At 71.9% G+C, this 12,297-nt stretch carries 14 protein-coding genes; 8 read left to right on the top strand and 6 right to left on the bottom strand.

Features of this window, described 5'->3' with window-relative positions:
* The first annotated feature begins 75 nt into the window (after positions 1-75).
* The 3 genes from AB0I54_RS24380 to AB0I54_RS24370 all read left to right on the top strand — a co-directional run bounded on the left by AB0I54_RS24380 (position 76) and on the right by AB0I54_RS24370 (position 2,336).
* Positions 76-831, top strand: coding sequence for a GPP34 family phosphoprotein (locus AB0I54_RS24380; protein ID WP_363298249.1), 756 nt, complete (start codon positions 76-78; stop codon positions 829-831).
* Between the two features lie 265 nt (positions 832-1,096).
* Positions 1,097-1,954: a helix-turn-helix transcriptional regulator gene (locus tag AB0I54_RS24375; RefSeq protein ID WP_363298248.1), complete on the top strand. Its 858-nt coding sequence runs from the start codon at positions 1,097-1,099 to the stop codon at positions 1,952-1,954.
* Between the two features lie 190 nt (positions 1,955-2,144).
* Positions 2,145-2,336 (top strand): DUF397 domain-containing protein, encoded by a 192-nt coding sequence (locus AB0I54_RS24370; protein WP_363298247.1) that lies wholly within the window; start codon positions 2,145-2,147, stop codon positions 2,334-2,336.
* A gap of 322 nt (positions 2,337-2,658) precedes the next feature.
* Here AB0I54_RS24370 and AB0I54_RS24365 read toward each other — a convergent pair whose 3' ends face one another.
* The 3 genes from AB0I54_RS24365 to AB0I54_RS24355 all read right to left on the bottom strand — a co-directional run bounded on the left by AB0I54_RS24365 (position 2,659) and on the right by AB0I54_RS24355 (position 5,201).
* Entirely contained in the window at positions 2,659-3,507 is an 849-nt protein-coding gene (locus tag AB0I54_RS24365; RefSeq protein WP_363298246.1) for a MerR family transcriptional regulator, read from the bottom strand.
* A gap of 131 nt (positions 3,508-3,638) precedes the next feature.
* On the bottom strand, positions 3,639-4,145 hold the full coding sequence (locus AB0I54_RS24360; RefSeq protein WP_363298245.1) for a glutathione peroxidase: 507 nt from the start codon (positions 4,143-4,145) through the stop codon (positions 3,639-3,641).
* A gap of 9 nt (positions 4,146-4,154) precedes the next feature.
* A complete protein-coding gene (locus AB0I54_RS24355) occupies positions 4,155-5,201 on the bottom strand; it encodes a winged helix-turn-helix domain-containing protein (RefSeq protein ID WP_363298244.1) in 1,047 nt (348 codons plus the stop codon).
* 150 nt (positions 5,202-5,351) lie between these two features.
* On the opposite strand from AB0I54_RS24355, the gene AB0I54_RS24350 reads away from it, so the two are divergent.
* Positions 5,352-6,551 carry an MFS transporter gene (locus AB0I54_RS24350; protein WP_363298243.1) on the top strand — a complete coding sequence of 400 codons (1,200 nt, stop codon included), beginning with the start codon at positions 5,352-5,354 and terminating at the stop codon, positions 6,549-6,551.
* Here AB0I54_RS24350 and AB0I54_RS24345 read toward each other — a convergent pair.
* On the bottom strand, positions 6,487-7,323 hold the full coding sequence (locus AB0I54_RS24345; protein WP_363298242.1) for a slipin family protein: 837 nt from the start codon (positions 7,321-7,323) through the stop codon (positions 6,487-6,489). The genes AB0I54_RS24350 and AB0I54_RS24345 overlap by 65 nt on opposite strands.
* Before the next feature lie 150 nt (positions 7,324-7,473).
* On the opposite strand from AB0I54_RS24345, the gene AB0I54_RS24340 reads away from it, so the two are divergent.
* Positions 7,474-7,821, top strand: coding sequence for a PadR family transcriptional regulator (locus AB0I54_RS24340; RefSeq protein WP_363298241.1), 348 nt, complete (start codon positions 7,474-7,476; stop codon positions 7,819-7,821).
* Entirely contained in the window at positions 7,818-8,780 is a 963-nt protein-coding gene (locus AB0I54_RS24335) for a hypothetical protein (protein ID WP_363298240.1), read from the top strand. The genes AB0I54_RS24340 and AB0I54_RS24335 overlap by 4 nt, the downstream gene beginning before the upstream one ends.
* Here the strand turns inward: AB0I54_RS24335 and AB0I54_RS24330 are convergent.
* Positions 8,743-9,144 (bottom strand): hypothetical protein, encoded by a 402-nt coding sequence (locus tag AB0I54_RS24330; protein ID WP_363298239.1) that lies wholly within the window; start codon positions 9,142-9,144, stop codon positions 8,743-8,745. The genes AB0I54_RS24335 and AB0I54_RS24330 overlap by 38 nt on opposite strands.
* A gap of 106 nt (positions 9,145-9,250) precedes the next feature.
* On the opposite strand from AB0I54_RS24330, the gene AB0I54_RS24325 reads away from it, so the two are divergent.
* Both AB0I54_RS24325 and AB0I54_RS24320 read left to right on the top strand, forming a co-directional pair.
* The gene (locus tag AB0I54_RS24325; RefSeq protein WP_363298238.1) at positions 9,251-10,105 is read left to right on the top strand and encodes an alpha/beta hydrolase; all 855 of its coding nucleotides are present in this window, start codon (positions 9,251-9,253) and stop codon (positions 10,103-10,105) included.
* A 107-nt stretch (positions 10,106-10,212) separates the two neighbouring features.
* Entirely contained in the window at positions 10,213-10,650 is a 438-nt protein-coding gene (locus AB0I54_RS24320; protein WP_363298237.1) for a DUF6233 domain-containing protein, read from the top strand.
* Between the two features lie 36 nt (positions 10,651-10,686).
* On the opposite strand, the gene AB0I54_RS24315 is transcribed toward AB0I54_RS24320, so the two are convergent.
* The gene (locus AB0I54_RS24315; RefSeq protein WP_363298236.1) at positions 10,687-12,150 is read right to left on the bottom strand and encodes a sugar transferase; all 1,464 of its coding nucleotides are present in this window, start codon (positions 12,148-12,150) and stop codon (positions 10,687-10,689) included.
* Positions 12,151-12,297 lie beyond the last annotated feature (147 nt).

The raw sequence follows: 12,297 nt of genomic DNA, 5'->3' as shown, positions 1-12,297 counted from the left end.
CGAACCGGTCACGCACCCTCGACAGACCAATGTGAGAGGGGTCACCCTGTCATTCATCCACGCGGGGAGGCATGGATGGGCAGGAGCCGCAGAACAATTCCGGAGGAGCTTCTGCTGCTGGCATTGGACCCGGCCACGGGTACCACTGCGCAGCCGCAGTCGCTCGACCTCGGTCTGGCCGGAGCACAGCTAGTGGAGCTGGCGCTGGCCGGACGGATAGCCCCAGACGGGGATCGTATCGCCGTGGTGGTGCCACGGCCGACAGGAGATCCAACTCTGGACTGCGCGTTGGAGTTGCTGCGAAGGCGCGGCGCTCCGGTTCGTGCTGTCCACTGGATCGGCGGGCCGCGTCTCGGGCTCCGCCAGACGTACCTCTCGCATCTGGAGCGGTGCGGCATGGTCGCCGCCGTACCGGGGCAGATGTGCGGGGTGCTGCCGACGACTCGCTACCAGGCGACGGACACCGCCATCAGCCGGGAGATCCGTTCCCGGCTGGATTCCGCGATCCGCACCGGCGTACCGCCGGACCCGCGGACCGCGGCGCTCGCCGCCCTGGCGCACGCGGTCGGCCTCGGCAAGCACCTGTATCCGGGGAACGAGGGACGCTCGTCCCGCTCCCGGCTGCGGGACCTGATTCGGCACGACCCGATGGGCGGCCTCGTGGCACACGCCGTGATGGACGTCCAGAACGGCGCCGTGGCCCAGCCACGCCGCAACCCGGCCTCCGCCGGCCGCCAGGCCGGACCGGGAGCCAGGGCCGCAGCGGAACCCGCTCGTGGCGTTCCGATGCAACCGCGCCACGGGTCCATGGCGCGCGCCGTGGTCCACTGAGCCGCAGCACCACGGCATCGCACCCGCACACACCGCACGACAGCCGCACCGTCAGTCCCCACGACCCGGTTCGGGAGCCGCTGGTCCGAGCGGGGCGGTGAGACAGCGTGTCTCACCGCCCCGCTCGGCTGCTTGTGCCCGAACTGACGCGTACGCGCCGCATATCCACCGTTTGCCAGCGGTAGTAAGCACCTTGGTGGCAGTCTGCTCAGCAGCAGATACGCAAAGTGCCAGGTACAGGCAGGCAGCCGGAGGTGCACGTCCCGTGGCGTCCAATGTCAATCCAACCGTCAGGCGACGCCGGCTGGGCCAGGAGCTGCGCAGGCTCCGCGAGCTCAAGGGCATGACGGCCGAGGAAGTGGCGGAGCGACTGCTGGTCTCGCAGTCGAAGATCAGCCGTCTGGAGAACGGCCGGCGCAGCATCAGCCAGCGTGACGTCCGTGATCTGTGCGGGGTGTACGAGGTCGAGGACCAGCGGGTCGTCGACTCGCTGATGGAGATGGCCCGGGACTCCCGGCAACAGGGCTGGTGGCATGCGTTCGGGGACATCCCGTACAGCGTCTACATCGGCCTGGAGACCGACGCCGAGTCGCTGCGGGTGTACGAACCCCAGCTGGTCACGGGGCTGTTGCAGACCCGGGCGTATGCGGAGGCCCTGGTGCAGGGCGCGCTGCCGGAGACCTCGACGACCGACATCGAGAAGCGGGTCCAGGTGCGGCTGCGGCGACAGGAACGTATCGCTGCCGAGAACAACCCGCTCCGGCTGTGGGTGGTGCTGGACGAGGCGGCGCTGCGCCGGGTGGTGGGCAGCAAGCTGGTCATGCGGGAGCAGCTGGAGCACCTCATCGAGATGTCCCAGCTGCCCCATGTCACCGTGCAGGTCCTGCCGTTCGAGGTGGGCGCGCACCCCGGGCTCAACGGCCAGTACGCGATCCTGGAGTTCGCCGACGCGGCCGATTCCAGCGTGGTGTACCTGGAGGGTGTCACGAGTGACCTCTATCTGGAGAAGGCGCACGACGTCCAGAAGTACGCGGTGATGTACGAGCACTTGCGGGCACAGTCCCTGAATGTGGAGCAATCCCGGCAATACATTGCGGACGTGGCCAAAGAGTATGCCCGTTGAGGGTGCTCCCGCGTGAAGCGCCGGATCGTACACCGGTGTAACGCTCCGGCGGAAGGCTCACCTGGAATATGCCATCCGGTCGAGTGAACGGCCACTCCGGGAAGGGATGTTGCCGAGTAGCGTCGATCACGCCAACCGATCGACATGGTTGGCGTGAATCGCACTACAGCAACTCGCAACAGGAGTGGAAATGGCACTGCTTCAGGGCGCCACGGAGACGTGGACCAAGTCCTCCTATTCCGCAGGGAACGGAGCCTGCGTCGAGGTCAAGTCGGCCGCCGCCGTCGAACTCGCCGTGCGTGACTCCAAGGTCGCGGAGGGCCCGGTCCTCGCCTTCCCCGCCGACGCCTGGAACGCGTTCGTGGCCTCGGTCAAGGCTTAGGGGGCTCCCTGACCCTCGCCAGCAGGCCCCGGACACCTACACGACAACTGCACAAGCACCACCCAGAGCCCTCTCGACCAGCCCGCCGTCCTTGCCGAGGGGGCTCACCCTCTTTTTTTGGGCTCGGTTCGCCTCCTGGGCGCCTCAGCCGGTGTCGGGAGGCCGATCGTGCTCAGCCCTTCGGGCCTCCGCGCTCCCCCAAGCTCTCAACTTCGTTCGAGCAGGGGGACCCCCATGCCCTCCCGACACCGGCGCGCCCCTTCGGCTCACTCGCCGTAGGTGGCCGTCGGACAGCGCGGCGTCCAAGCGCCTGCCCCGGCCCTCACTTCACCGGGAACGCCACATCGCACACCGGGTCATGCGCCCCCGACGCCTCCCAGTCCGCGAAGTACACCTCCCGGCACGGCCCGGCCATCTCCAGGCCCTGACCGGACATCCACTCCTCCACCGCCCCGAAGGCGGCCAGGATCTGCGGATGGGCCACCTGGGCCTTGGTGATGCGGGTGAACGCCAGCCGCTGGGCCGGCTGCACCTTCACCTGCGTCTCCCAGGCCCGCCCCTGCCGGGCCGCCCACGCGCGGGCCGCCTCCGCGTCCGCGACCGGTACGCACGACTCCGCGGGGCCGTCGCTCTCCATGGACACCTCGGCGTGGTAGACGACGAACGGGGCACCCGCCACGCCCCCGCACTCCCGCGCCGCCGACTCCAGCCGCCCCAGCGACGCCCCGATCCACGCCGGCAGCTCGTCGGCCAGGGTGTGCCGCGTCTCGGTGATCACCACCTGCTCGGGCACGTCCACCGTCTCCACCACGAACTTCCCGTACATTTCCGAACTCCTCCCGGACAACCGTCCACGGAGGTACTCGGCGAGCGTCCGCTGCCCCGCGACCCGCGCCTCGACGTCCGCCCAGTACGCGGCGAGCCGGTCCGCGGCCTCGGGCCCGTCCGCCTCCACCACCTCGGCGATCCGCGCGAGCGGCATGTCCAGCTGCCGCAGCAGCGCCACCAGGCGGGCACGCTCCGCCTGGTCGGCGCGGTAGTAGCGATAGCCGCTGGCCTCGTCGACGCGTGCCGGGGACAGCAGTCCTAGCCGGTCGTACAGCCGCAGGGCCTTGGCCGAGAGCCTGGCCCGCGCCGCGAACGCGCCGATGGTGAGCAGTTCGTCGTCCACTACGCCATCCTCCGTCACCGGGCGCCTTCCGCCCGGTGACAAGGACGCTCACCCTTGCCCCAGGGGCAAGGTCAACCCGGACGGCCCGGACGGCCCGGACAGCCCGGACAGCCCGGACAGCCCGGACAGGCCTAGGAGAGCTGGGCCTCCACCGCGGCCACGAGCTCGGCCGACTCCGGCTCGGTCTGCGGCGAGAAGCGGGCGACGACCTTGCCGTCCTGCCCGATCAGGAACTTCTCGAAGTTCCAGCGGATGTCCCCGTCGTGCCCCTCGGCGTCGGCGAAGCCGATCAGGCGGTCGTACAGCGGGTGCCGGCCCTCGCCGTTCACCTCGACCTTCTCGGTCAGCGGGAAGGTCACGCCGTACGTCGCGGAGCAGAACTCGGCGATCTCCTCGGCGCTCCCGGGCTCCTGGCCGAGGAACTGGTTGCAGGGCACGCCCAGCACGGTGAAGCCCTGTCCGGCGTAGCGCTCCTGCAGCCGCTCAAGCCCGATGTACTGCGGGGTCAGCCCGCACTTGGAGGCCACGTTCACGATGAGCACGGCCTGGCCCGCGTACTGCGGCAGGTCCGCGGAACCGCCCCGGAGGGCGCCGATCTCGACGTCCAGTACGGAGCCGTTGTCGTCAGTAGTCGTCATAAGCGGATGCTAACTCCGGTAAATGTCCTGGAGGTGACCGGTGTCCGGCGGTGACCGGTGTGCCGACGGCTCCGCGCCCGGCTCCCGGCCCCGGCTCCCGGCCTCGACGAGGACCTCGCCGGCCGCGGTGCGCGAGTACAGCACCGAGCGGCCCGCCCGCCGCCGCTCCACAAGACCCGCGTCCAGCAGCACCTTCAGATGCCGTCCGACCGACCCGAGGCCCTGCCCGGTCACCGCGGTCAACTGGGTGGTGCTCATGGGGGAGTCGAGCAGCACCAGCACCCCGGCCCGTGCCGCCCCGAGCAGCGCGCCCAGGCTCGCGGGCACGGGCGCGGCGCGGCCGTCGGCGAGCACGCCCGCGCAGGGGTAGATCACCGCGTACCGGTTCCGCTCCTCCCACGACACCCACCCGTGCCGCTGCGGCGTCACCGGAACGAAGACCAGTTCGGCACCGGAGATCTCGCGCGGCGGGTACTCGTGCCGGTTCACCTGGAGCCTGCTGTCCCCGAGCCACCGCGTCCGCCCCGGCCGGATCGAGTCCAGCACGGCCGCCCAGCCGCCCCGGCTCACCTGTGCCGTCCGCGCGACCACATCGGCCTCCAGGACGCGCCGGCGCCGCTGCCAGTACGGCCGTACGGTCTCCTCCCAGACGTACTCCAGGAGCGCGGCCGCCCGCTCCGGCAGGTCGTCCCGGTCCAGGGCCGGCGGCAGCGGCCCGGCCAGGGACACGCGCAGATGGGCGCGGGCGTCCGCCGGGCGGGCCGCACGGACCCGTGCCACGCCCTGCTCGAAGGTCTCGCCGTCCCGGGGCGTGGGCGTGAGGAAGTCGGCGATCCAGTCCGCGCCGAGACCCGCGCGCACCAGCAGCGCGGTGACCGGGTCGGACGCCAGCCGGGCCCGGTATCCGGGCAGGTGGGTCCGCAGCCAGTCCTGCTCCCCGGGGTGGGCGCCCTCGGCCGCGTGCAGCAGCTTGAGGCACGCGAAGGTCTCGGCGACGGGGGAGAGGACGAACCGGCTGCTCGCGAGCGTGTCCGCGTCGACCTGCCACCAGCCCATCCGCGGCCCTCCCCACGACGTTCCCCACGAGGTTTCGCTCGACGTTCCCCACGATGTTTCGTACGACGTTCCCCACGATGTTTCGTACGACGTTTCGCGTCAGGGCGAAACAATAACGGCCGCCCGCGCGGCCGCCGCAGACTCCGCGGCATGCGCAGCTACCAAGTCCTGTTCCGCACGCCGGAGTTCACCCCGCTCTTCGTCGCCTCCGCCGCCCACACGGCGGCCCAGACGGTCGGCGGTCTGGCCCTCGGCACGCTCGTGTACCGGGCGACCGGGTCGCCGCTGCTGTCCGCGGTGAGCATGTTCGGCCCGTCGCTGGCCCAGGTGCTGGGGGCGGCCTTCCTGCTCTCGGGCGCCGACCGGCTGCCCCCGCGGGCCGCCCTGACCGGGATCTCCCTGGCCTTCGCGGCCGGTACCGCGGCCCTGGCCCTGCCCGGCCTGCCGGTCGGGGCGGTGTTCGCCGTCGTCCTGGTGCTGGGCCTGGTCGCCTCGCTCGGCGGCGGGGTCCGGTGGGGCCTGCTGACCGAGATCCTCCCCAAGGACGGCTATCTGCTGGGGCGCTCGGTGTTCAACATGATGAGCGGGATCATGCAGATCACCGGCTACGCGACCGGCGGCCTCCTGGTCGCCGCCCTCTCCCCGCGCGCCTCGCTGCTGCTGTCGGCGGCGCTGTATCTGGCGGCCGCCCTGGGCCTGCGGTTGGGCCTCACCGCACGCCCGCCGAGGGCCACCGGCCGCCCCTCGGTGTCGGCGACGTGGCGCACCAACGCCGTCCTATGGTCCGCCCGCCCCCGCCGCCTGACCTACCTGGGCCTGTGGCTCCCCAACGGCCTGGTCGTCGGCTGCGAGTCCCTCTTCGTGTCGTACGACCCCGGCGCCGCGGGCACGCTGTTCGCCTGCGCGGCGCTGGGCATGCTGGCCGGGGACCTGACCGTCGGACGGCTGGTCCCGTCGGCCGTGCGCGCCCGGCTGGCGACCCCGCTGCTCCTGCTGCTGGCCGCGCCGTACACCCTCTTCGCGCTGCACCCCGCGGTCCCCGTCGCCGCGGTCTGCGCCGCCGTCGCCTCCGTCGGCTTCGGGGCGAGCCTGGTCCAGCAGGAGCGGCTGATGGCGCTGACCCCGGACGAGCTCGGCGGCCACGCCCTGGGGCTGCACTCGGCGGGCATGCTGACCCTTCAGGGCGTGAGTGCCGCGCTGGCGGGTTCGGTGGCCCAGTTCACCTCGCCCGCCACGGCGATGACGGTGATGGCGGTGGCGTCACTCGCGGTGACGCTCGCGCTGGCTACGGCTGCTCGGTGGCCCCGGCTTCCGGAGCGGGAGCCGGAGCCGGCACCGTCGGGGCGCTGAGGCCCGCGTCGAGCTTCTGCGCGGCCCGGTCGAAGTAGCGCAGCAGCTCCACCGGGAACGGCATCACGAGGGTGGAGTTCTTCTCGGCGGCGACCTCCACGACCGTCTGGAGCAGACGCAGCTGCATGGCCTCCGGGGTGTCCGACATGATCCGCGAGGCGTTGGCGAGCTGCTGCGCGGCCTGGAACTCACCGTCCGCGGTGATGACCCGGGCGCGCCGCTCGCGCTCCGCCTCGGCCTGCCGGGACATGGACCGCTTCAGGGACTCCGGCAGCTGTACGTCCTTGATCTCGACGCGGTCGATGTGGATGCCCCACTCGGCGGCCGGGCTGTCGATCATCAGCGCCAGGCCCTCGTGCAGCCGCTCCCGGTCGGTGAGCAGGTCGTCGAGGTCGCTCTTGCCGATGATGGACCGGAGCGAGGACTGGGCGACCTGGCCGACGGCGAAGACGTAGTCCTGCACCTCGATGGCGGCCCGTAGGGGGTCGGTCACCCGGAAGTAGACGACGGCGTCGACCTTGACGGACACGTTGTCCTTGGTGATGCCCTCCTGGGTGGGCACCGGCATGGTGACCACCTGCACGTTCACCTTCCGCATCCGGTCGGCGAACGGGATCAGGAAGGTGATGCCCGGATGACGGTACGACGGCAGCGCCTTGCCCCAGCGGAACACCACTCCGCGCTCGACCTGGTTGACCACCCGCATCCCACTGCGCAGCACGAGCAGGGCCAGTACGACCACGAGCACGACTGCGACGACGGTGCCCTCCATGGCACTCCATTCTCCGACGGGACATTGGGACACCGGAGATGACACCGGCCGGGGTCCGGCGGATGCGGTGGGGCGCGTCAGGAGTGCGTAAAGAATCCTGGCGGGGTGGCAGGTGGCGGTATATATCGCTAGCCGGTATATGCTCGGTGCATGACCGAGCAACCGCTGCGGGAGCCGACGCTCCTTCTCCTGACCGCGCTGGCGGACGCCCCCCGCCACGGCTACGCGTTGATGCAGGAGGTCGAGAAGATCTCCCGGGGTCGGGTCCGGATGCGGGCCGGCACCCTGTACGGCGCGCTGGACCGCCTGCTCAAGCAGGGGCTCGTCCGCGTCGAGAGCGAGGAGATCGTCGACAGCCGGATGCGCCGCACCTACGCCCTCACCGACGCCGGCTCCGTCCTGCTGGCCGCCGAGGCCGAGCGCCTGCGCGCCACCGCCGACGAAGCCGTACGGCGCCTGGGCGCCAACCCCGCCCGGCCGGACGGAGCCACCGCATGAGCATGCCCCGGCCGCACTGGACCACCCGTGCGTACCCCGCCGCCTACCGCCGCGAGTACGCCGCCGAGATCAGCGACCTCATCCTCCGCGTCACGGCCGAGGAGGGCCGGCGCGCCGGTGCCCTCGAACAGGCCGCGGTCCTCGGGCACGCTCTGCGCCTGCGCACCGGCCTGGACTCCGCCCGCCCCGGCGGCCGCCTCCTGGCGAGGCTGCTGCCCCTGGTGATTCCGATAGCCGCCACTCTCTCCCTCACCCTGCTCGTCCTGTGGCGGGTGCCTCCGTTGCCCTGGGACGGTGAGCGTGCCTACACCCCGCTCGCGTACGTCCCCTGGCTCGCCGTCCTCGGCTGTGCGCTCGCGGGCCGCTGGCCGGCCGCCCGGATCGCCGCCGGGGCCGCGCTGCTGGGCGCCGTCGTGTCCTTCCCCCTGGTCCGCTGGACGGACGGCGCGGAAGGCCTCGCCGAGAACCGGTCGACGCTCGCGGGGCTGGCCCTGGTCGCCGTCCTCGTCCTGCTCGCCCCGCCGGACCTGCCGCCCACCACGAGTTCCGCCCGCCGGACCATGGCGCTGATCGCCCTGGCGCTGGGAGTGCCGCTGCTGGTGGGGTCGCTCACGGTCTTCCAGGCCGACTCCGGCCCGGCCACCACGACCGACGCGCGCCCCGATCCGCTGCGTCTGCTGTTCTTCTTCACCCCGCTGGTCCTCGTGGTGCCCGCCGCCCTGGCGATGGCCCGCGCCCGCTTCGGCCCCCTTCTGGCGGCCCTCCTGATGACCGCTTCGGTACTCGCGTTGGTCCCGGTCGGCTGGCTGCAACAAGTGCCGTACGCCGGCGGGGGCTTGCTGGCCCGCCTGACCTTCCTGACCGGCACCCTGACCCTGACCGCCTACGCGACCCGCACCGTCCGCAACCGCCGACGCGGGCTCAACGGTCCCGCTGATGAAGCCGTACGAGCTCGCTGAGGTCGTTCGCGACCATGACCTGCGCGAGACGTCCGGCGACTGCCACGACCTCGGGCCAGGCCTTCGAGGAGAGGTATTCCGCGTCGGTGCCGTGGGGCACCTCGTCCATCGCGGCGTCGAGTGCGGCCCCCAACTGCCGCATGAGAGCGACCTCTTCCTCGGTCCTCAGGCTGGTGCCGAGGTAGGTCTCCGGGTTGTCGGCATCGCAGAAGTCGTCGAAGAGCGTGTGGATGATGTGATCCATGTTCTCGAAGACGGACGGGTCCAGCCAGACTTCCTGCTGCCACGGCGGGTTGGCCAGCGCCAGGACTGCCGGGACGAGGTTGACGCGGAAGTTCGCCATGAGCAGTCCGTTCTCGTCCACGATTCCAAGGCTAGTGGGGGAGCGGTCGCGTGACTGTGGCGGGAGGGCTTGAATGAGGGTGTGCGGAGGGATGAGGGTGTGACGAGGTAGGACGAGGGAGGGTGTCATGGAGCCCACCGTCGAGCCGCTGGCCGTATCGCGTGGTCCCTATCGCCTGCACGCCGAAGTCCTGCCGGGGCACGGCACGCCCGTGGTCCTCATGCACGGCTTTCCCGACAGCACCCGCCTCTACGACCGACTGCTGCCGCACCTCGAAGGCCGGGCGCCCGTGGTGCGGTTCGACTTCCTGGGCTGGGGGGAGTCGGAGAAGCCGCGCGCGTACCCCTACACGGTGGCCGGTCAGGTGGGCGACCTCTCCGCCGTCGCGGAGGCGGTGGGCAAGAACCTGGGCGCCCGCCGGCTGGTGCTGGTGGCGCACGACGCCTCGGGACCGCCCGCGATCGACTGGGCGCTCGCCCACCCGGACCGGGTCGAGCGGCTCGTCCTGCTGAACACCTACTACCACTGGACCCCCGCGCTGCGCCGCCCACCCGCCATCGCCCTCTACTCCACGCCGCTGGTGCGCACGGCCGCGCGCGCCGCCGTCCGGCGCCGGCCGGAGCTGGACCGGCGCCTCTTCGCCTGGCAGGTGGGCCGGTTCATCCGTGACCCAGGTGTGCGCGAGCAGTGCGTGGCGCGGCTCTACGAGCAGTTTCCCGCCGCGCGCCCGGCCTTCTGGCGGCTCAACGACGAACTCATCGCGGCCGTACTGAGCCGCACACGCCGCCTTTCCGAACTGCGCGCGTTCCAGCCGCCCGTACGGGTCGTCTTCGGGGCCCGCGACCGCTACCTCAACGCGCGGGTGGCACGGCAGTTCACCGACCTGTTCCCGAACAGCGAGCTGTGTCTGCTCGTCGACGCCGGTCATTACGTCCAGGTCGACGAGCCCGGGCAAGTGGCCGACGCGATCGTTGCCGCGTAGCCCAGGATGGCGCCAGAAATCGAACACGTGCTTGAATTTGGGTATGCGACCGTTCCTCGACGACCTCGTCCAGGCGCAGCAGGCGTGGAGCGCCACCGGTGCGGGGCATGTCCGCGCTGCCACCTGACGCACCGCGGCTCCGGGCGATCCTCGCGTACCTCCAGGAACAGATCGCGCAGAGCGACACCGTCGGCATCTATCTGCGTCTGCAGCGGGACGCCGTACGGGAGGCACTGGACCGCGCCGAGGGCCGGCCGGCGCCGGGAAGCCCACGGCCGCACGCGCCCGCACGGCATCCCGCCGTACCGCCCTCCTTCGCGCCGAGCCGGGGCCGGGGCCGGCGGCGGTCGACGGGGTTCGTCGTCCAGCAGAAGCGGACGCCGGGCGGACCCGAGCCCGCCGTGATCCACACGGACGACTGCACGATGATCGAGGGCACCCCCCACCCGATCGGAGACCACGAGGCCCGCGTCGCGCTCACGGACCCGAACATCGAACCGTGCGCGTTCTGCCGCCCGGACACCGAGCTGGGCGTCCTGGACTAGAGGCACCGCCGCCCGTCCCGACCGTCCCGCCGGCGCTCAGTAGGCCCCGGTGCCGGCCACGACGACACGCACCGTACGAGCGAGAACCGCGAGGTCTCCGGCCGGGGACCAGTTGTCCACGTACCGGAGGTCCAGGGCGACCGTCTCGTCCCAGGACAGGTCGGAGCGACCGCTGACCTGCCACAGGCCGGTGAGCCCCGGTTTGACGGCCAGCCTGCGCAGCTCCACCTCGTCGTACCCGGCGACCTCGTCGGGCAGCGGCGGCCGCGGACCGACCAGGGACATGCGGCCCTGCACCACGTTGAACAGCTGGGGCAGTTCGTCCAGGGAGCAGCGGCGCAGCACCCGGCCGGTGCGGGTGATCCGCGGATCGCGGCGGATCTTGAACATCCGGCCGTCCTGCTCGTTGCCCCCGGCCAGCTGGTGCCGCAGCCGCTCCGCGTCGGCGACCATGGTGCGGAACTTGGCCATGGTGAACGGCCTCCCGTTCCGGCCGATGCGCGTCTGCCGGTGCACCACCGGGCCCGGGGAGTCCAGCCGTACGGCCAGGGCCACCGCCGCGAACACCGGGGCGAGCAGCACGATCAGCAGGGCCGCGCCGAGCCGGTCCGTCACCGACTTGACCAGCATCGCGAGCCCGCGCCGCAGCGGCGGGGCCACGTTCAGCATCGTGAGCCCGGCCACCGAGTGGACGCCCACCCGGCGCCCGGCGACCTCGCTCAGGCCGGGTACGACCACGAGCGGGCGCTCCTCGCCGTGCAGGGCCCACGACAGCCGCCGCAGGCGCGTGCCGGACAGATGCGAGCCCGGTACGACGACGACCACGTCCACATCGAGCCGCCGGGCCGCCTCCAGCACCGGGGCGGTGTCGGCCGACGGGCGCTGCGGCGCCTGCCTGCCCAGGCGGGCGGCGACCGGGGCCAGTGCGTGCGGGTCCTCGTCGCCGACCGGGCACACCCCGACGACGACGAGCTCGTGGTCGGTCCGTCGCGCGAGGTGGCTCACCAGACCGTCGACGGCGTGCGCCTCCCCGATCACCAGGGCCCGGCGGACGGCGAGGCCGGCGCGGCGCCGGGCGAGAAGATGACGGTGGATCAGCCGGTGCACGACCGCGCTCGTCGGCACGCAGGGCACCAGGGCGGCGAGCGCGACGAGGAACGGGGACTCCTCGCCCGTCGCCGCCCGCACCACCGCGAGCAGGCCGACGAGTACCAGCCAGTCCTGCAGCGCGAGCCCGGCGCTGTTGCCCTCGCCGAGACCGCGTTCGGCGTAGCGGTTCCGTGCGACGCGTACGAGCAGCCAGGCCGCGGCCGCCACCGTCGCGTAGGCCAGGGCACTGGCGCGGTCGACCAGGGTGAAGGCCAGGTAAACCGGCAGGGCCGCGCCGGTCGCGTCGCCGACGACGGCGGTGGGTGCGTACCAGGCGGCCTTGCCGGTGCGGCGCCGGGGTGGCGGCGGTTCCCGGACGACCTGTGTCTGCGCAGGTCTTGCCCCAGGCACGTGGGGCATCGTGTCCTCGAACAGCCACATTCCGCCTCCAAGTACATCAAAAAGGACTGTTCGAGTGTGTAGGGATGTGCCATGCACATGGGGGCACGACGCTGGGGCGCGGGCAACTCTCACCCGATGAGCAGAGTTCCATGCCGA

The sequence above is a fragment of the Streptomyces sp. NPDC050625 genome (assembly GCF_040654755.1).
Lineage (GTDB): Bacteria > Actinomycetota > Actinomycetes > Streptomycetales > Streptomycetaceae > Streptomyces.
Note: the sequence above shows the minus strand (reverse complement) of the source record. Positions and strands in the feature narration are given on the sequence as shown.

Bases quoted from the DNA above. Each gene is read 5' to 3' on its own strand.
- AB0I54_RS24380 (WP_363298249.1), top strand. From the start codon at position 76: ATGGGCAGGAGCCGCAGAACAATTCCGGAGGAGCTTCTGCTGCTGGCA.
- AB0I54_RS24370 (WP_363298247.1), top strand. From the start codon at position 2,145: ATGGCACTGCTTCAGGGCGCCACGGAGACGTGGACCAAGTCCTCCTAT.
- AB0I54_RS24360 (WP_363298245.1), bottom strand. From the start codon at position 4,145: ATGACGACTACTGACGACAACGGCTCCGTACTGGACGTCGAGATCGGC.
- AB0I54_RS24355 (WP_363298244.1), bottom strand. From the start codon at position 5,201: ATGGGCTGGTGGCAGGTCGACGCGGACACGCTCGCGAGCAGCCGGTTC.
- AB0I54_RS24350 (WP_363298243.1), top strand. From the start codon at position 5,352: ATGCGCAGCTACCAAGTCCTGTTCCGCACGCCGGAGTTCACCCCGCTC.
- AB0I54_RS24345 (WP_363298242.1), bottom strand. From the start codon at position 7,323: ATGGAGGGCACCGTCGTCGCAGTCGTGCTCGTGGTCGTACTGGCCCTG.
- AB0I54_RS24340 (WP_363298241.1), top strand. From the start codon at position 7,474: ATGACCGAGCAACCGCTGCGGGAGCCGACGCTCCTTCTCCTGACCGCG.
- AB0I54_RS24335 (WP_363298240.1), top strand. From the start codon at position 7,818: ATGAGCATGCCCCGGCCGCACTGGACCACCCGTGCGTACCCCGCCGCC.
- AB0I54_RS24325 (WP_363298238.1), top strand. From the start codon at position 9,251: ATGGAGCCCACCGTCGAGCCGCTGGCCGTATCGCGTGGTCCCTATCGC.
- AB0I54_RS24320 (WP_363298237.1), top strand. From the start codon at position 10,213: ATGTCCGCGCTGCCACCTGACGCACCGCGGCTCCGGGCGATCCTCGCG.